This is a genomic window from Blastococcus sp. SYSU DS0753, from assembly GCF_054051175.1.
In genome coordinates, this window is record NZ_JBJHAT010000007.1 from 124,738 (window position 1) to 141,482 (window position 16,745).

Here is a 16,745-nt window from a genome sequence, read left to right on the forward strand (position 1 = left end):
ACCGGAGGCTCAGCCGGTGGCCTCCTCCGCGGTCGCGGCACCGCGCCGGGGAGCGGGCGTGCGCGCGCCGGGTGTGCGGTGGGCGGGTGTGCGGTGGGCGTCGCGGCAGTCGGGGCAGGCGGCCATCCACACGTGGTGGCGCAGGCAGCGGACGGGGGTGACGGGGAACTGGTCGTGGCGGTGGATCGTGCTCACCGGACTTCCAACGCCGCGGCGGCACCGGTGATGCCCCGGTCGGCCGTGGTCCGCACCACGGGCGGGCCGGGGCATCAGGTCAGCGCGTCGAGTGCCCGGTGGGCGTCGCGGATGCACGCGGGGATGCCCACCCCGCCGAACGCGGCCCCTGCGATGCCCAGTCCCGGGACCTCCGCGACGGCCGCGCGGGCGGCGTCCACGCGCGCCTGGTGCCCGACCAGGTACTGCGGCAGGCCACCGCCCCAGCGGACGACGGCGGTCTCCAGCGGCTCCGGGCGGGAGAGCCCCAGCAGGTCGGCGACGTCGGCCACCACCGCGGCGGCCAGGTCGTCGTCGCCACGCTGCAGTTCGCCCTCGTCGCGGAACCGGCCCACCGACGAGCGCACCAGGAGCACGTCCCCGCCCAGGTGCGGCCACTTGGCCGAGGAGACCGTGACGCCCTTGACCAGCCGCCCGGTGACCGGCGGCACGAGCAGCCCGCTGCCGGCGTCGACGGGCTGCGCGGGGAAGGCCATGGCGACCACGGCCATCGAGGCGTACGGGATGCCCAGCAGCGGCTGCACCGCCCCGGGGGCGACGTCGGCGAGCAGCCGGGCCGCCTTGCCGGCGGGAGCGGTCACCAGCACGGCGTCGGCGCGCAGCACCTCCGGCGCACCCGCCGGGCCGACCGACACCTCGAGCCCCGCGGGCGTCCGCCGGATCCCGTGCGCGGGGGTGCGCAGCCGGACCTCGGCCCGGGTCGCTGCCACCAGCGCCGCGGGCAGCGCGCCGATGCCCTCGTCGACCGTCTGGAACACGGGGCCGTCGGCGTCGCCCCGGCTCCGGTTCCCCGCCTCTCGGGCGGCCGCGGCCGCGGCCAGCACCGACTCCGCGCCCGGCAGGTGGGCGAACAGCGCCGGCATGGTCGCCTGCAGGGAGAGCTCGTCGGCCCGACCGGCGTAGACACCGCCCAGCAGCGGCTCGACCAGCCGGTCGACCACCTCGTCGCCGAGCCGCTCGCGCAGCAGCCCGCCGACCGCGACGTCGCCGTCCACGGCGAGCGGCGGCAGCTCCACCTCGGCCCGCACCCGGGCGACGCCCGCGGGCGAGAGGACGCCGTCGAGCCCGTCCGCCGACGCCGGCACGCCGAGCACGGTGCCGGCCGGGAGCGGGAAGCGGCCGTCGGGCAGCACGACCGACGCCTGGGTGGTGGCCGGCGCGACGAGCCGGTCCCCCAGCCCGAGGGCCTCGACCAGGCCGATCGCCTCGGGCACGCGGGCCAGCATCGCCTCGGGCCCGGTGTCGTACCAGTGCCCGGCCAGCTCGATGCGGTGCAGCTTCCCGCCGATCCGGTCACCGGCCTCGAGCACGACGATCTCGTCGTCGGGACGCCTGCGGCGCCACTCGAAGGCTGCGGCCAGCCCGGTGATGCCGGCCCCCACGACGACGAGCCGGGACCGGGTCATCGCGTGGTCAGCTCGTGGACGAGCTCGACGACGTGGGTGAGCACGTCCGGGTCGGTCTCGGGCAGCACCCCGTGCCCGAGGTTGAAGATGTGGCCGCGGGCGGCCTCCGCCTGCCGCACGACCCGGCGCACCTCCCGGTCGACCGTCGCCCGGTCGGCCAGGAGGACCGCCGGGTCCAGGTTGCCCTGCAGGGAGCGGTCGGGGCCCACGCGCCGCACGGCCTCGTCCAGCGGCACCCGCCAGTCGACCCCCACGACGTCGGCCCCGGCCTCGCCGATGAGCGGCAGCAGCTCCCCGGTGCCCACCCCGAAGTGGATCCGGGGGACGTCCCGCTCCCCCAGCCCGTCGAACGCCGCGCGCGAGTGCGGCAGCACCCGCTCGGCGTAGTCGGCGGCCGACAGCACGCCGGCCCAGGAGTCGAAGAGCTGCACCGCCGACGCCCCGGCGTCCACCTGGGCGCGCAGGAAGGTCGCCGCCGACGCCGAGAGCCGCTGCAGCAACCGGCTCCACGCCTCCGGCTCCGCGTACATGAACGCCTTCGTGCGGGCGTGCTCCTTGGAGGGACCGCCCTCGATCAGGTAGGTGGCCAGGGTGAACGGCGCCCCGGCGAAGCCGATGAGCGGCGTGGGACCGAGCTCCGCGACCAGCGAGCGCACCGCCGTCTGGAGGAAGCCGAGCTGCTCGGGCGCCAGGTCGGGCAGCGCGTCGACGTCGGCGACGGTGCGCACCGGGTCGGCGACCACCGGCCCGATGCCCGGCTTGATCTCGATGTCCACACCGGCGACGACCAGCGGCAGCACGATGTCGGAGAAGAGGATGGCGGCGTCCACCCCGTGACGGCGGACCGGCTGCAGGGTGATCTCGGTGACCAGGTCGGGATCCTGGCAGGCCGCCAGCATCGCCGTGCCGGCGCGCAGGGCCCGGTACTCCGGCAGCGAGCGCCCGGCCTGGCGCATGAACCAGACGGGCGTGCGGCTCACCGGGAGGCCGCGAGCGGCACGGACGAGGTCGGAATCGGCCGGGGACGCCGACGCGGGAGCGGGACTCACGACCGCCGATCCTCCCAGACGGCCGGGCGGCACCGGTCCGCCGCGTCCTGCGGGCCTGCGGCGCGTCGGCGCCGCCGCGCCGCCTCCAGGCCTACTCTGCGGACGTGGAGCCGCGCAACCGGGCCGAGGCCGGGGACGGGAGCCGGGACGACGCCGTCCCGGCCGCCTTCCGCGCCGCCCTGGAGTCGCTGGCCGTGGTGCGCGTCCGCCCGGAGATCGAACTGGGCCGCATCCCCGCCCCGCAGCGGCTGGCCCCCTTCGCCTACGCGATCGGTGCCCGGGTGCCCGACCCCGACGCCGGGGACGACGAGGACGACCTGGAGATCGCCAGCGCGCGGTTCATCGTGCTGTTCGACCCGGAGGGCCACGAGGCGTGGCACGGCACCACGCGCTGCGTCGGCTACCTCTCCGCCGCCACCGACGAGCAGCTGGTCGACGACGCGATGTTCTCCGAGGTGGCGTGGAGCTGGCTCACCGACGCGCTGTCGGACTCCGGCGCGGCGCACCACACCGTCGGCGGCACCGTCACCCGCACCGCCTCGACCCGGTTCGGCGAGCTGGCCGGGCCCGAGCACTCCGTCGACGTCGAGATCCGCGCCTCCTGGACGGCCGACGGCGCTGACCTGGACCGGCACCTGCTGGCCTGGCTGGAGGTGCTCGGCAACGCCGCCGGGCTCCCGCCGCCCGGTGTCCGGCTGCTGGGTCCCTCCGACCGGGTCGGTAGCGAGACTCTCTAACATCGGTGCGGCACAGCGGCGCGGAGCCCGTTGCGCCGGTGCTCCTCCCCAGGATCGGCGCGGTCGGCCGCGGTGGACCCCGGCCCGGGCGCCGGTGACCGACAGACGAGGAGCGGCGAGAAGGTGGACGGCAACTGAGCACCGAGCCCACCCCCCAGCCACCGGAGGACCCGGCGGCCGCTGCGGCCCCCGAACCGACCCCGCTACTGGCCCCCCGCGACGGGCTGCCGCCGGTCATCGAGACCTCCACCCAGCTGGTGGAGTACGCCGAAGCGCTGCGCGCGGGTCGCGGCCCCGTCGCCGTCGACGCCGAGCGGGCCTCCGGCTACCGCTACGGGCAGCGGGCCTACCTGGTGCAGCTGCGCCGCGACGGGTCGGGCACCGGCCTGCTCGACCCGATCCCCCTGCCCGACCTGTCGGTGCTGCAGGAGGCGATCGCCGACGCCGAGTGGGTGCTGCACGCGGCGAACCAGGACCTGCCCTGCCTGGCCGAGATCGGTCTGGTCCCCGCCCGGATCTTCGACACCGAGCTGGCTGCCCGCCTCGCGGGACTGCCCCGGGTCGGGCTCGGCGCGGTGGTCGAGTCGCTGCTCGGCTTCTCGCTGCAGAAGGGGCACTCCGCCGCCGACTGGAGCACCCGCCCGCTCCCCGAGGAGTGGCTGGTCTACGCCGCGCTCGACGTGGAGGTGCTGGTCGACCTGCGGGACGCGCTGGCCGCCATCCTCGAGGAGCAGGGCAAGACCGAGTGGGCACGGCAGGAGTTCGAGGCGATCCTCGCCGCCGGCCCGCCGGCGCCCCGGCAGGACCCGTGGCGCCGCACCTCGGGCGTGCACGGCCTGCGCAGCCGGCGCCAGCTCGGCATGCTCAAGGCCATCTGGGAGGCGCGCGACGAGCTGGCCCGCAAGCGGGACGTCGCGCCCGGCCGGGTGCTGCCCGACTCGGCGATGGTCGCCGCCGTCCAGGCCGACCCGAAGAACGAGGGCGCCCTGCTGGAGCTGCCGGTGTTCCGCGGCCGGGCCAACCGCCGGCTGGTGGCGCACTGGTACAACGCGCTGGCCCGCGGCAAGGCGCTGCCGGAGGACGAGCTGCCGCCGCACAGCAGGCCCGGTGACGGGCCACCGCCGGTGAACCGGTGGGCCGACCGCGATCCGGCGGCCGCCGCCCGGCTGCAGGTGGTCCGCGCAGGGCTCGCCGAGCTGTCGGAGAAGCATGCCGTGCCGGTGGAGAACATCCTCTCCCCCGACCTGGTGCGCCGGCTGATGTGGAGCCCGCCGGAGCCTCGGGAGCCCGGCGCCGTGGCGGATGCGCTGCGGGCCGGCGGCGCCCGCGAGTGGCAGATCGAGCTCACCCGCGACCTGCTCGCCGACGCGATCACCCGCGCCTGACACCCCCGGGCACAGGAAGCTCTACGTGCGGATCGGCGTCCCCATCCGCACGTGAAGCTTCCTATGCCTGTGCTGCCTGGGCCCAGGCCTGCGCCGGGTCCCCAGGGGGCGGACGACGACGCCGGCGCCGCCCGCGGGGTGCGGACGACGCCGGCGCCGGCGTGGTCACCTGCCGCCCGCCGGCGCTGAGCACGGCGGGCGGCAGGGGTCATCGTCGGGCCGTGGCGGCCCGTCGGCGGGCGAGCGCGTCGACGCCCGCGGCGAGCAGGAGCACCCCGCCGGTGATGATGAAGTTGAGGTACGCGGCCACCCCCAGCAGCCCGAGCCCGTTGGCGATGATCGCGATGACGAGCCCACCCAGGACGGCGTCCCGGGCCCGGCCACGCCCACCGAAGAGGCTGGTGCCACCGATCACCGCGGCCCCCACCGCGTAGAGCAGGGTGTTGCCGGCACCGGCGTCCGGGGTGACCGAGCTGAGCCGGGAGACGGCGAAGATGCCGCTGAGCGCCGCCAGGCTGGAGGACAGGACGAAGACGCTCACCCGGATGCGGGTGACGTTGATACCCGCGCGCCGCGCCGCCTCCGCGTTCCCCCCGACCGCGTAGATGTGCCGGCCGTAGCTGGTGCGGCTCAGCACGAAGGTGAGCAGCAGCAGGAGCACGATGACGATCGGCACCGCGTAGGGGATGCCCTGCAGGTCGATCGCGGCGGCCAGCGCCCGGTCGACGCTGAGGATCGCCGTCGCCGCCAGCACGACCGCCGAGATGACCGCGACGCGGAGCAGGACGACGACCAGCGACTGGTGCGCCAGCCCCCGCGCCCGCTGGCTGCGCCACCGCCACAGCTCGGCGACGGCGTAGACGACCACGACCCCGATCGCCAGCACCCAGCCCCACACGACCGGGAGGTTCTGGTTGATCAGGCCGACGATGACCTCGTCCCGGACGGGCACGGTCCCACCCTGGCCGATCAGCCAGAGGGTGACGCCCTGCCAGCCCAGGAACAGCGCCAGGGTGACCACGAAGGAGGGGATCCCGACGATGCCGACGAGGCTGCCGGTGAACAGCCCGATGAGCGCGCCGACCGCGACCGCGGCCAGCACGGCGACGTACCAGGCCACGTCCGCCTGCACCAGCAGCTGGGCGAGGACGGCGGCGCAGACACCGCTCACGACGCCGGCGGAGAGGTCGATCTCCCCCAGCAGCAGGACGAAGACCAGGCCCATCGCCAGCACCGTGATCGGGACGGCCTGGGTGAGCAGGTTGGCCAGGTTGATCGGTGTCAGGAACGTGTCCGGCCGCAGCACGGTGAACAGGACTCCCAGGACGACGATGCCCAGGATGGCCGGCAGCGCGCCGAGGTCACCGGCCCGCAGCTTGTTCACGTAGCCGCGGACGGCGCCGCCCAGGGAGTTGTCCTGCCGGTCGCCCTCGAAGCCGGCGGCCGGCTTGTGCGGCCCGCTCGCCTCCGCGGCGGTCAGGGTGTTGCTCGACATGGAAGTCCTCTCAGTCCTCGAGCGCGTCCGGCGCGAGCCCCAGCTCGCCGGAGCGGCCAGAGGTGATCAGCTCGATGACCTGGGTGCGGTCGACCTCGGAGATGGGGACGTCCGCGGCGACCCGACCCAGGTACAGGGCGGCGACCCGGTCGGCGACCTCGAACACGTCGACCATGTTGTGGGTGATGAACACGACGGCGTGGCCGGTGTCGGCGAGGCGGCGGACCAGGTCGAGCACCTGACGGGTCTGCGCGACGCCGAGCGCGGCGGTGGGCTCGTCCAGGATGACCAGCTTGGACTCCCAGAGGACGGCCTTGGCGATGGCGACCGTCTGCCGCTGCCCACCGGAGAGGCTGGACACCAGCTGGCGCACCGACTTCAGCGTGCGCACCGACAGCTTGGTGAGCGTGTCCCGCGCAGCCTCCTCCATCGAGGCCTCGTCCAGGACGATGCCACGCTTGCGCTCCCGGCCGAGGAACATGTTCTGGACGACGTCGAGGTTGTCGGCCAGCGCGAGGTCCTGGTAGACGACCTCGATGCCCAGGCGCGCCGCGTCGCGCGGACCGTGCAGCTGCACCGGCCGCCCCTCGAACTCGACGGTGCCGGAGTCGATCGGGTGGATGCCGGCGATCGACTTGATCAGCGTGCTCTTGCCCGCGCCGTTGTCACCGACGAGCGCGGTGACCTTGCCGGGGTAGACGTCGAGGTGGACGTCGTGCAGGACCTGGACGGCCCCGAAGCTCTTGTTGACCCCGCGCAGGCTGAGCGTGGGCTGCTCCGAGGTCGTGGTGGTCGGGCTCTGTTCGAGTGCGGACACCGATGCGTCCTTCCGCAGGGGGCCGGCCCGTCGGGGGCCGGAGGGAGACAGTCTGGTGCCCTGGGGTCCGCGGGTGGCCGGGGACCCGCAGGGCGGGCGGCAGACGGCCGGGGCGCCCGACTGGTGGGCGCCCCGGCCGGACCGGCTCAGGAGATGCCGAGCTCCTCGCAGGCAGCCGCGTACTCGCCCGTGCAGACGTCCTCGGCCGACTGGTAGCCGTCCTCGATGACCTGGTTCACGTTGTCCCGGAAGATGGAGACCGGCTCGAGCAGCACCGCCGGCACCTCGCGCTCACCCTCGGGGTCCTCGACCGAGCCGTCGACCTCGGGCTCCTCGCCGTTGACGAGGGCGACCGCGAGCTCGGCCAGGGCGTTGGCCTCCTCCTCGATCGGCTTGTAGACGGTCATGCACTGGCGCTCGGCGAGGATGTTCTGCAGCCCCTCGACCGTCGCGTCCTGACCGGTCACCGGCACCTGCCCGGCGACGTTGTTGCGGGCCAGGATCGACACGACCGCGTTGGCCAGGCCGTCGTTGGCGGCCAGCACGCCCTGGATGTCACCGCCGGCCTGGGTGTACATCTGCTCGAAGATGGTGGCGGCCTGCTGGTTGTCCCAGTCCGGCACGGCCTGCTCGGCCACGACGGTGTACTGGTCCATCGGGTCGAGGACCTCGTGCGCCCCCTGCGAGAAGAGGGTGGCGTTGTTGTCGTCGGGCGAGCCGTTGAGGAAGGCGATGTTCGCCGGCTCGTCGCCCAGGCACTGGGCCAGGCCCTCGCCCTGCAGGCGACCGACCTGCACGTTGTCGAAGGAGACGTAGTAGTCGCTCTCCCCGCCGAGGGTCAGCCGGTCGTAGTCGATGGTCTGCACGCCCTGGCTCTCGGCCTGGCGCTGGATGGCCGCGCCGGAGGCCGAGTCGAGGTTCGTGATCGCCAGGACGGTGACGCCCTCGGTGATCATCTGCTCGGCGATGGTGTTCATCCGCTGGGCGTCGCCCTGCGCGTTCTGGATGTCGTACTCGACACCGGCCTCGTCGAAGGCGGCCTCCAGGAGCGGGCGGTCCGCGGACTCCCAGCGGGCCGAGGACGCGGTGTCGGGGAGGATGACACCGATCTTGCCGGCGGCGTCACCGCCGTTGCCGCCGCCGTTGCCGCCACCGCTGCCGCCATTGCCGCCGCTGTCGTCGCCACCACACGCGGCCAGCCCGAAGACCAGGGCCGCAGCGATCGCCGTCGTCACCGTGCGCCGTCGCGCCATGAGAGGGACCTCTATTTCGTTGGGGTTGCAGAGAAATTCCGGCGGGTCATCTTGCGCAGCTGTCGGTTGTGACCGCAAGCACACCCCGGAGCCGTTGCCGGACCGTGATCCGGAACCCCCTCGATCGGGTTCGTGCCGCGCTTGGACCTCCGGTTACCGGCGGGTAACTTCTAGCCGGACGGGCCCTGCCGGGCCCGCTACGAACTCCTGCGGAGGTCCCATGTCCCGCTCGCTGCGTGAGGTCGTCTTCGTCGACGGCGTGCGCACCCCCTTCGGCAAGGCCGGTCCGAACGGCATCTACGCCGAGACGCGCGCCGACGACCTCGTCGTGCGGTGCATCCGCGAGCTGCTGCGCCGCAACCCGGCGCTGCCGGCCGACCGGGTCGACGAGGTGGCCATCGCCGCCACCACCCAGATCGGCGACCAGGGCCTGACCCTCGGCCGCACGGCCGCGCTGCTGGCCGGGCTGCCGAAGACGGTCCCCGGCTACTCGATCGACCGCATGTGCGCCGGCGCGATGACCGCGGTGACCACCACCGCGTCCGGCATCGCCTTCGGCGCCTACGACGTCGCCATCGCCGGCGGCGTCGAGCACATGGGCAACCACCCCATGGGCGAGGGCGTGGACCCGAACCCGCGGATCGTGAGCGAGAAGCTGGTCGACCCCTCCGCGCTGGTCATGGGCTCCACCGCCGAGAACCTGCACGACCGGTTCCCGCACCTGACCAAGGAGCGCGCCGACGCGTTCGCGCTGGCCAGCCAGCAGAAGTACGCCAAGGCCGTCGCCAACGGGCAGATCGGCCCGGAGCTGGTGACCGTGGCGACCCGCTCGGCCGAGCACGGCTGGGGCGTCGCCACCGTCGACGAGCCGCCGCGGCCGCAGACCACCCTCGAGGGTCTGGGCACGCTCAAGACGCCGTTCCGCCCGCACGGGCACGTGACCGCCGGCAACGCCGCCGGTCTCAACGACGGCGCCACCGGCTGCCTGCTCGCAGCCGAGGACGTCGCCCAGGAGCTGGGCCTCGACATCGGCATGCGCCTGGTCGGCTACGGCTTCGCCGGCGTCGAGCCCGAGGTCATGGGCATCGGCCCGGTGCCCTCGACCGAGAAGGCGCTGGCCCGCACCGGCCTCTCCATCTCCGACATCGGCCTGTTCGAGCTGAACGAGGCCTTCGCCATCCAGGTGCTGGCGTTCCTCGACCACTTCGGCATCGCCGACGACGACGAGCGCGTCAACCCGTGGGGCGGCGCGATCGCCGTCGGCCACCCGCTGGCGTCCTCCGGCGTCCGCCTCATGACCCAGCTGTCCCGCCAGTTCGCCCAGCGGCCCGACGTCCGCTACGGGCTGACCGCCATGTGCGTCGGCCTCGGCATGGGCGCCACCGTGATCTGGGAGAACCCGAACTGGGAGGGGTTCCAGAAGTGACGAACGCCGTCTTCGAGAACGAGGTCGTGACGCGCGCCCTGGTGCGGTTCGTGACCCACCCGGGCCTGGCCGGGGAGATCGCGCTGATCACCCTGGACAACGGGCACGACCACACCCGCCCCTCCACCTTCGGCCCGGGCGGCCTCGCGTCCCTGGACGCCGCGCTGGACGAGGTCGCGGCGCACACGCCGGCCCCGGCGGCGATCGCCGTCACCGGCAAGCCGTTCATCTTCGCCGTCGGCGCTGACCTCTCCGGCGTCCCGTCAGTGACCGACGAGGCGACGGCACGGCAGATCGCCGAGACCGGCCACCGGGTGTTCCGGCGGCTCAAGGACTCGACGATCCCGACGTTCGCCTTCGTCAACGGCGTGGCGCTGGGCGGCGGGCTGGAGCTGGCGCTGCACTGCCACTACCGGACGATCAGCGGCACGGCCGCGGTCGCCTTCCCCGAGGGTTTCCTCGGGCTGGTGCCCGGCTGGGGCGGCACCCAGCTGCTGCCGAACCTGATCGGCATCGACGCCGCCGTCACCGTCATCGTCGAGAACGCCCTGGCGCAGAACAAGATGACGCCGGCGCCGAAGGCCGCGAAGCTGGGCATCGCCGACGCCCTGTTCGAGCCGGCCGACTTCCTGGAGCGGTCGATCGAGTGGGCCGTCGGCGTGCTCGACGGCTCGGTGGCGGTCTCCCGGCCCGAGATCGACCGCTCGGCCTGGGACGACGCGATCACCCGCGCCCGCGGCATCGTGGCGGCCCGCACCCGCAACGCCTCCCCCGGCGCCGTCCGCACCGTCGAGCTGCTCGACCTGGCCCGGGCCGGTGTCGAGGGCGAGGCCTTCACCGCCGGCACCGCCGCCGAGGACGACGCACTCACCGAGCTGCTGATGAGCGACCCGCTGCGGGCCTCGCTCTACTCGTTCGACCTGGTGAACAAGCGGGCCAAGCGGCCGGCCGGCGCGCCGGACAAGTCGCTGGCCCGGAAGGTCACCAAGGTCGGCGTCGTGGGCGCCGGGCTGATGGCCTCGCAGCTGGCGATGCTCTTCGTGCGCCAGCTGAAGGTGCCGGTGGTGCTCACCGACATCGACCAGGCGCGCGTGGACAAGGGCGTGGCCTACGTGCACGGCGAGCTGGACAAGCTGGCCCAGCGCGGGCGGCTCAGCTCCGACAAGCTCAACCAGCTCAAGGGCCTGGTCACCGGCTCACTGTCCAAGGACGTCTTCGCCGACGCCGACCTCGTCATCGAGGCGGTCTTCGAGGAGATGTCGGTGAAGCAGCAGGTGTTCGCCGAGGTCGAGGCGATCGTGTCCGAGACCTGCGTGCTGGCGACCAACACCTCGGCGCTGTCGGTGACCGAGATGGCCGCCAAGCTCGAGCACCCCGAGCGCGTGGTCGGCCTGCACTTCTTCAACCCGGTCGCCGTCCTCCCGCTCCTGGAGGTCGTGCGCGCCGAGCAGACCGACGACGCCTCGCTGGCCACCGCCTTCGCCGTCGGCAGGTCGCTGAAGAAGAGCTGCGTGCTGGTGGCCGACGCCCCGGCGTTCGTCGTCAACCGGCTGCTCACCCGGTTCCTGGGCGAGGTCACCTCGGCCGTGGAGCAGGGGACGCCGGTCGAGGTGGCGGAGCGGGCGCTCGACCCGCTGGGCCTGCCCATGACGCCGTTCGAGCTGCTCTCGCTCGTCGGCCCCGCGGTCGCGCTGCACGTCGCCGAGCGCATGCACGAGGCCTTCCCGGACCGGTTCGCCGTCGGCGAGGGGCTCAAGCGCGTCGTCGAGCTCGGCAAGTCGAGCGTCTTCGTCGAGCCGGGCGTCGTCGACCCGGAGCTCGCGGACGCCTTCGCCGGCGACGAGCCGCTCACCGCGGAGCAGGTGCACGACCGCGCGGTCGAGGCGCTGGCGCAGGAGATCCGGCTGATGCTGGACGAGGGCGTCGTGCAGGCGGTGCAGGACATCGACCTCTGCATGATCCTGGGTGCGGGGTGGCCGTTCTGGCTGGGCGGCATCTCGGCCTACCTGGACCGCACCGGCGTCTCGGAGAAGGTCACCGGCTCGCGGTTCCTGCCCCAGGGCGTGGCCTCCCTCCCCGCGTGATGATGATCAGGTGACCTGATCGTTACGGGTCCTGGCTCTCACGGTCAGCGCTGAGCCAGGACCCCACACGGTGAGCCAGGACGAACGGCCCCGCACGTCGACGACGACGCGCGGGGCCGTTCGTCGTCCGCCACCGCTCAGCGGTAGCTGTCGACGTACTCCCCCGAGGGCGGGATCACCGTGATGACGTCGACCAGCACGCCCTCCGGGCCCGCGAGCACGAAGTGCCGCTGCCCGAACGCCTCGGTGCGCAGCGGCAGCACCGCGGTGAGCCCGGCGTCGAGGACGAGCCGGCGGTACTCGGCGTCCACGTCGTCGACCTCGACGTTGACCAGCACCCCGGCGGCAGCCGCGCCGCGGTGGGACGCCGGCACGGTCGGGTGGTCGGGATCGAGCACGGCGAGCTCCCAGCGCTCCCGCCGGAGGCTGACGTACCAGTCGGACTCGAAGGTCGGCTGGAAGCCGAGGTGCTGCCGGAAGAACCCTGCGGTCGCCTCGACGTCGTGGCTCATCAGCACGGGGTACACGCTCGTCACGGACATGACGGCTCCTTACGTACAGTCTGTCGGTAAGTGTCGCCGACGTTATACCTGCACGCTGTACGTATACAAGGAGGTCCGGTGCCACGACGCAGCCGGGAGGAGAGCGAGGCCACCGCCGCACGCGTGCTGGAGGCGGCCACCGAGCTGTTCGCCCGTGACGGGTACGCCCGGGTGGCCCTCGAGGCGGTCGCCGCGGCGGCCGGGGTCACGCGGGGCGCCGTCTACCACCACTACGCGGGCAAGGCCGAGCTGTTCCGCGCCGTGGTCGGCGGCGTCCAGTTGCGGGTGGCCGATGCGGTCGCAGCCGCAGCCGAGGCGGAGACCGACCCGTGGCGCGGGCTCGAGGCGGGCTGCCGGGCGTTCCTCGCGGCGAGCTCCGCGCCGGGGATGCGGCGGATCGTGCTCGTCGACGCGCCCGCCGTCCTCGGCTGGCAGGAGTGGCGGACGGCGGACGCCGCCGGGTCGGGGCGGCTGCTGGCCGAGGCGCTCACCCAGCTGCACGACGCCGGCCGGCTCGGGGACCGTCCGGTTGGCGCCACCGCAGCCCTGCTGTCGGGGGCCATGAACGAGGCCGCGCTGTGGATCGCGGCGGAGCCGGACACGGCCGCGGCGATCGAGGAGGCCTGGGCGCCCCTGTGCGACATGCTCCGCGCCCTGCGCCGCGACTGAACCGGCACCCGCCCGCCGTGCTGCGACGCCCGGGGTGGGACGCCCGTGCCCGGTCCCGTACCGCCCGGCGCGCCGGGACCGACCGCGCAGCCCCCTCCGGTCAGGAGCGGCTCACCCGACGCCGCGCACGGCCTCCTCGGTGATGTGCACCCCCTCGGCGAAGCGGGCGGCCTGCTCCGGCGACCAGCCCAGCGCCCGCGGGACCTGGACGGCGACCGGCTGGCCGGTCACCGGGTCGACGTAGTGCAGCAGGTGCTCGACGCCGATGTCGACGGCTCCCGGCGAGTCCGGATCGACACCGCCGTCCACGACCACGCCGTCGGTCGTCCCGACACGGACCGGCACTCCCCCGGACGGGGCGGGAGCGTGCGTCGAGCGCAGCAGCACGGTCAGCTTTCCCGCGTACTGCGCCGGGTCGGTGTTCTCCGCGTCGGCCGGCGCGATGGTGAGCGCGTGCTCGGTGACCCCCTGCACGACCCACCCCTGCGGCACCGCGTCCACCACGAAGCCGGCCGGCTGGACACCGGTGTAGTCGACCAGCGCGATCCCGGCCGTCGCGATCCGGGGCGGCTCGTCCGGCGGCGCGGACGGCGGCACCGCACCGCCGCCCAGCAGAGCGGCGCCGGCCAGCGCGCCGGCCGCGAGCAGCCCGGCGACGCCGGAACGCCGGACCCGCCGACGGGCCAGCGCACGACGACCGCGGGCGAGGTCGGCCCGCACGGTCTCGGGTCGCACGGTGGTGTCGACCGAGGCGGCGGCCTCGCGGAGCAGCGCGGAGAGGTTCACCGGTTCCTCCCGCAGGTCGAGGCGGTGCGGTTGTCGTCGACGGGTACCGGACCCGCCCGATCGGGTGTGGCATCCGGCACCGGGGCCGCACCCAGCGCGCGACGCAGGTGCTCCAGCGCGCGCGAGGTCTGGCTCTTGACGGTGCCCTGCGAGCAGTTCAGGACGTCCGCGGTCTCCGCGACGCTGAGCTCGTGCAGGTAGCGGAAGACGACGGCGGCCCGCATCCGCGGCGGGAGCTCGGCCAGCGCCGCCCCCACCCGGCCCAGCCGGTCGTCGGTCTCGGCGGGCGCGTGGTCGGCCGCCACGTCGGGGAGCTCTCCGTGGGAGCGCTCGCGTCGCCGCCACGGGCGTCGTGACTCGTCGACCAGGGTGTTGACGAGAATGCGTCGCGCGTAGGCCAGGCGGGCCTGGGGCGCGCGGACCCAGTGCCAGGCCAGGTAGAGCCGGGTGAGGGCGATCTGCACGAGGTCCTCGGCGAGATGGGTGTCCCCCGCGGCCAGCATGGTCGCGGTCCGCAGCAGGTCACCGCGGTGGCGGACCACGAAGTCGTGGAACGCCTCGTCCCGAGCCGTCCTCACGGCATGTCCGTTCCGTGCATGACTGGAAGACGGAACCGGCGTCGCGGAGGTTGCATGACCGCCGGCCCCGCCGGACGGACTCAGCGGAACTTGGCGGTCAGGCTCTCCATCGTGCGGTTCACCGACGCGACCTTGATGTGCGAGAGCCCACCGGCGGCGCCGGCCGCGAGCATCGCCTCGTGCGCGGCCCGCAGCGTCGCCCATACCTCGTCGGCCTCGCCCTCGAGGGTCGTGCCGAGCGCCCCGACCTCGTAGCGCAGCCCCGACGCCTGGATGACGGCGATCGCCGCCTCCACGTGGGCGTGCGGGTCCTCCGCGGTGCCGGGCGGCGACGGCGCCACCTGGATCTCGGCGATGACGGTCATCGCCGGCCCTCCTCGACCGACTCGACGACGCGCTCGTCGCGGGACTCGGCGAGCCGGGCCGTCCACTCGGCTATCCGGCGGGCGACGTCCTGCTCGGTCAGCCCCGCGTCGGCCAGCACCTGGCCACGGCTGCCGTGCTCGAAGAACTGCTGCGGCAGGCCGAGGGTGCGCACCGGCACGTCGACGTCGCGGTCCTGCAGCGCCTGGGAGAGCGTGGTCCCCACTCCCCCGGCGCGACCCCCGTCCTCGACGGTGACCACCAGGCGGGAGCCGGCGGCGAGCTCGAGCAGCTCTTCGGAGACCGGCAGCACCCACCGCGGGTCGACGACGGTCACCTCGATGCCGTGGTCGGCAGCGCGCTCGGCGACCGCCAGGCACATCGGCACCATGGAACCGACGGCGACCAGCAGCACGTCCCGCCGCTCGCCACGGCGCAGCACGTCGACCGGCCCGCGCCGCTCGACCGCCGGGATGTCCGGCGGCAGGGAGCCCTTCGGGAACCGCACGACCGACGGCCCGTCGGAGACCTCCACCGCCTCGCGCAGCTCCTCGCGCAGGGTGGCCTCGTCGCGCGGCGCGGCCAGCCGCAGCCCCGGGACGACCGAGAGGATCGACATGTCCCACATGCCGTTGTGCGAGGCGCCGTCCTCACCGGTCACCCCGGCGCGGTCGAGCACCACCGTCACCGGCTGGCGGTGCAGCGCGACGTCCATGAGCAGCTGGTCGAACGCCCGGTTGAGGAAGGTGGAGTAGACCGCGACCACCGGGTGCATCCCGGCCATCGCCAGCCCGGCGGCGGAGGTGAGCGCGTGCTGCTCGGCGATGCCGACGTCGAAGGTGCGCTCGGGGAACCGCTCGGCGAACGGCGCCAGCCCCGTCGGGTGCAGCATCGCTGCCGTGATGGCGACGACGTCGGGACGCTCGGCGCCGACCCGCACCAGCTCGTCGGCGAAGGCGTCCGTCCAGGGCCGCCCGGTCTTGCGGGCGCTGGTCCCGCTGTCGGGGTCGAAGACGCCGGTGGCGTGCCAGGCGTCGATCTGGTCGGTCTCGGCCGGCGGGTAGCCGAAGCCCTTGGTGGTGACGGCGTGCACGATCACCGGCCCACCGAACGAGCGGGCGCGCCGCAGCGCGGACTCCATCATCTCGACGTCGTGACCGTCGACCGGGCCGACGTACTTCATGCCGAGGTCCTCGAACATGCCCTGCGGTGACAGGACGTCCTTGAGGCCCTTCTTGATCGCGTGCAGCGCGTCGTAGAGCTTGGTGCCGACGACGGGGGCCCGGTGCAGCGCCTGCCGGACGGCGGCCAGCGCCTCCTCGTACCCGGGGCGCAGCCGCAGGGTGGCGAGTGCGTCGGCGACCCCGCCGATCGTGGGCGAGTAGGAGCGCCCGTTGTCGTTGACCACGATGACGACCGGGCGGTCCTGGGCCGCGGCGATGTTGTTCAGCGCCTCCCAGGCCATGCCGCCGGTCAGTGCGCCGTCCCCGATCACCGCGACGACGGGGCGGGAGTCACCGCGGATGGCGAAGGCCTTGGCCAGGCCGTCGGCGTAGGACAGCGACGTCGAGGCGTGGCTGTTCTCCACCCAGTCGTGCTCGCTCTCGGCGCGGCTGGGGTATCCGGAGAGCCCACCTCGCTGGCGCAGCCGCTCGAAGCCCTCGACGCGGCCGGTCAGCATCTTGTGCACGTAGGACTGGTGGCCGGTGTCGAAGACGATGGGCTCGCGCGGGGAGTCGAACACCCGGTGCAGGGCGATCGTCAGCTCGACGCAGCCGAGGTTCGGGCCGAGGTGCCCCCCGGTCCTGGCCACGCTGGTGACCAGGGCGTCACGGACCTCCGCCGCGAGGGCGGGCAGCTGCTCGGGGGGAAGGGCTCGAAGGTCCTCCGGACCCCGCAGCGATCGCAGGAGCGGCACGGT

Annotated in this window: 16 protein-coding genes; 5 read left to right on the top strand and 11 right to left on the bottom strand. The window is 74.1% G+C overall.

The window, feature by feature from the left end:
- Positions 1-9 precede the first annotated feature (9 nt).
- From ACI799_RS08610 to hemE, 3 genes are all read right to left on the bottom strand, one after another.
- Positions 10-195 (bottom strand): hypothetical protein, encoded by a 186-nt coding sequence (locus tag ACI799_RS08610; protein ID WP_456587782.1) that lies wholly within the window; start codon positions 193-195, stop codon positions 10-12.
- A gap of 74 nt (positions 196-269) precedes the next feature.
- On the bottom strand, positions 270-1,640 hold the full coding sequence (gene hemG / locus ACI799_RS08615) for a protoporphyrinogen oxidase (RefSeq protein WP_456612883.1): 1,371 nt from the start codon (positions 1,638-1,640) through the stop codon (positions 270-272).
- A complete protein-coding gene (gene hemE / locus ACI799_RS08620) occupies positions 1,637-2,689 on the bottom strand; it encodes a uroporphyrinogen decarboxylase (protein ID WP_456598862.1) in 1,053 nt (350 codons plus the stop codon). The genes hemG and hemE overlap by 4 nt, the downstream gene beginning before the upstream one ends.
- Positions 2,690-2,793: 104 nt before the next feature.
- On the opposite strand from hemE, the gene ACI799_RS08625 reads away from it, so the two are divergent.
- Together ACI799_RS08625 and ACI799_RS08630 are read left to right on the top strand one after the other, a co-directional pair.
- Positions 2,794-3,426, top strand: coding sequence for a DUF3000 domain-containing protein (locus tag ACI799_RS08625; RefSeq protein WP_456587779.1), 633 nt, complete (start codon positions 2,794-2,796; stop codon positions 3,424-3,426).
- A 257-nt stretch (positions 3,427-3,683) separates the two neighbouring features.
- Positions 3,684-4,811 carry an HRDC domain-containing protein gene (locus ACI799_RS08630; RefSeq protein ID WP_456587778.1) on the top strand — a complete coding sequence of 376 codons (1,128 nt, stop codon included), beginning with the start codon at positions 3,684-3,686 and terminating at the stop codon, positions 4,809-4,811.
- A gap of 208 nt (positions 4,812-5,019) precedes the next feature.
- Here the strand turns inward: ACI799_RS08630 and ACI799_RS08635 are convergent, their stop codons facing one another.
- From ACI799_RS08635 to ACI799_RS08645, 3 genes are all read right to left on the bottom strand, one after another.
- Complete coding sequence (locus ACI799_RS08635) at positions 5,020-6,306, bottom strand: sugar ABC transporter permease (RefSeq protein WP_456587777.1); 1,287 nt, start codon at positions 6,304-6,306, stop codon at positions 5,020-5,022.
- A gap of 10 nt (positions 6,307-6,316) precedes the next feature.
- A complete protein-coding gene (locus ACI799_RS08640) occupies positions 6,317-7,123 on the bottom strand; it encodes an ATP-binding cassette domain-containing protein (RefSeq protein WP_456596438.1) in 807 nt (268 codons plus the stop codon).
- A 146-nt stretch (positions 7,124-7,269) separates the two neighbouring features.
- A complete protein-coding gene (locus tag ACI799_RS08645) occupies positions 7,270-8,376 on the bottom strand; it encodes a sugar ABC transporter substrate-binding protein (RefSeq protein ID WP_456612884.1) in 1,107 nt (368 codons plus the stop codon).
- Between the two features lie 220 nt (positions 8,377-8,596).
- Between ACI799_RS08645 and ACI799_RS08650 the strand changes: the two genes are divergently transcribed.
- Both ACI799_RS08650 and ACI799_RS08655 read left to right on the top strand, forming a co-directional pair.
- Complete coding sequence (locus ACI799_RS08650) at positions 8,597-9,802, top strand: thiolase family protein (protein WP_456612885.1); 1,206 nt, start codon at positions 8,597-8,599, stop codon at positions 9,800-9,802.
- A complete protein-coding gene (locus tag ACI799_RS08655) occupies positions 9,799-11,886 on the top strand; it encodes a 3-hydroxyacyl-CoA dehydrogenase NAD-binding domain-containing protein (protein WP_456612886.1) in 2,088 nt (695 codons plus the stop codon). The genes ACI799_RS08650 and ACI799_RS08655 overlap by 4 nt, the downstream gene beginning before the upstream one ends.
- 137 nt (positions 11,887-12,023) lie before the next feature.
- Here the strand turns inward: ACI799_RS08655 and ACI799_RS08660 are convergent, their stop codons facing one another.
- Positions 12,024-12,428, bottom strand: coding sequence for a VOC family protein (locus ACI799_RS08660; protein WP_456612887.1), 405 nt, complete (start codon positions 12,426-12,428; stop codon positions 12,024-12,026).
- Between the two features lie 78 nt (positions 12,429-12,506).
- Between ACI799_RS08660 and ACI799_RS08665 the strand changes: the two genes are divergently transcribed.
- Positions 12,507-13,097, top strand: coding sequence for a TetR family transcriptional regulator (locus ACI799_RS08665; RefSeq protein ID WP_456587771.1), 591 nt, complete (start codon positions 12,507-12,509; stop codon positions 13,095-13,097).
- A gap of 111 nt (positions 13,098-13,208) precedes the next feature.
- Here ACI799_RS08665 and ACI799_RS08670 read toward each other — a convergent pair whose 3' ends face one another.
- From ACI799_RS08670 to dxs, 4 genes are all read right to left on the bottom strand, one after another.
- A complete protein-coding gene (locus tag ACI799_RS08670; RefSeq protein WP_456587770.1) occupies positions 13,209-13,883 on the bottom strand; it encodes a hypothetical protein in 675 nt (224 codons plus the stop codon).
- A complete protein-coding gene (locus ACI799_RS08675; RefSeq protein ID WP_456598870.1) occupies positions 13,880-14,461 on the bottom strand; it encodes a SigE family RNA polymerase sigma factor in 582 nt (193 codons plus the stop codon). Before ACI799_RS08675 ends, ACI799_RS08670 begins: the two co-directional genes overlap by 4 nt.
- A gap of 80 nt (positions 14,462-14,541) precedes the next feature.
- On the bottom strand, positions 14,542-14,826 hold the full coding sequence (locus ACI799_RS08680; RefSeq protein ID WP_456596430.1) for a thiamine-binding protein: 285 nt from the start codon (positions 14,824-14,826) through the stop codon (positions 14,542-14,544).
- Positions 14,823-16,742, bottom strand: coding sequence for a 1-deoxy-D-xylulose-5-phosphate synthase (gene dxs, locus ACI799_RS08685; RefSeq protein ID WP_456612888.1), 1,920 nt, complete (start codon positions 16,740-16,742; stop codon positions 14,823-14,825). The genes ACI799_RS08680 and dxs overlap by 4 nt, the downstream gene beginning before the upstream one ends.
- Between the last annotated feature and the right edge of the window lie 3 nt (positions 16,743-16,745).

Coding starts and splice junctions, on each gene's coding strand:
- ACI799_RS08650 (WP_456612885.1), top strand. CDS start 8,597: ATGTCCCGCTCGCTGCGTGAGGTCGTCTTCGTCGACGGCGTGCGCACC.
- ACI799_RS08635 (WP_456587777.1), bottom strand. CDS start 6,306: ATGTCGAGCAACACCCTGACCGCCGCGGAGGCGAGCGGGCCGCACAAG.
- ACI799_RS08680 (WP_456596430.1), bottom strand. CDS start 14,826: ATGACCGTCATCGCCGAGATCCAGGTGGCGCCGTCGCCGCCCGGCACC.
- ACI799_RS08645 (WP_456612884.1), bottom strand. CDS start 8,376: ATGGCGCGACGGCGCACGGTGACGACGGCGATCGCTGCGGCCCTGGTC.
- hemG (WP_456612883.1), bottom strand. CDS start 1,640: ATGACCCGGTCCCGGCTCGTCGTCGTGGGGGCCGGCATCACCGGGCTG.
- ACI799_RS08660 (WP_456612887.1), bottom strand. CDS start 12,428: ATGTCCGTGACGAGCGTGTACCCCGTGCTGATGAGCCACGACGTCGAG.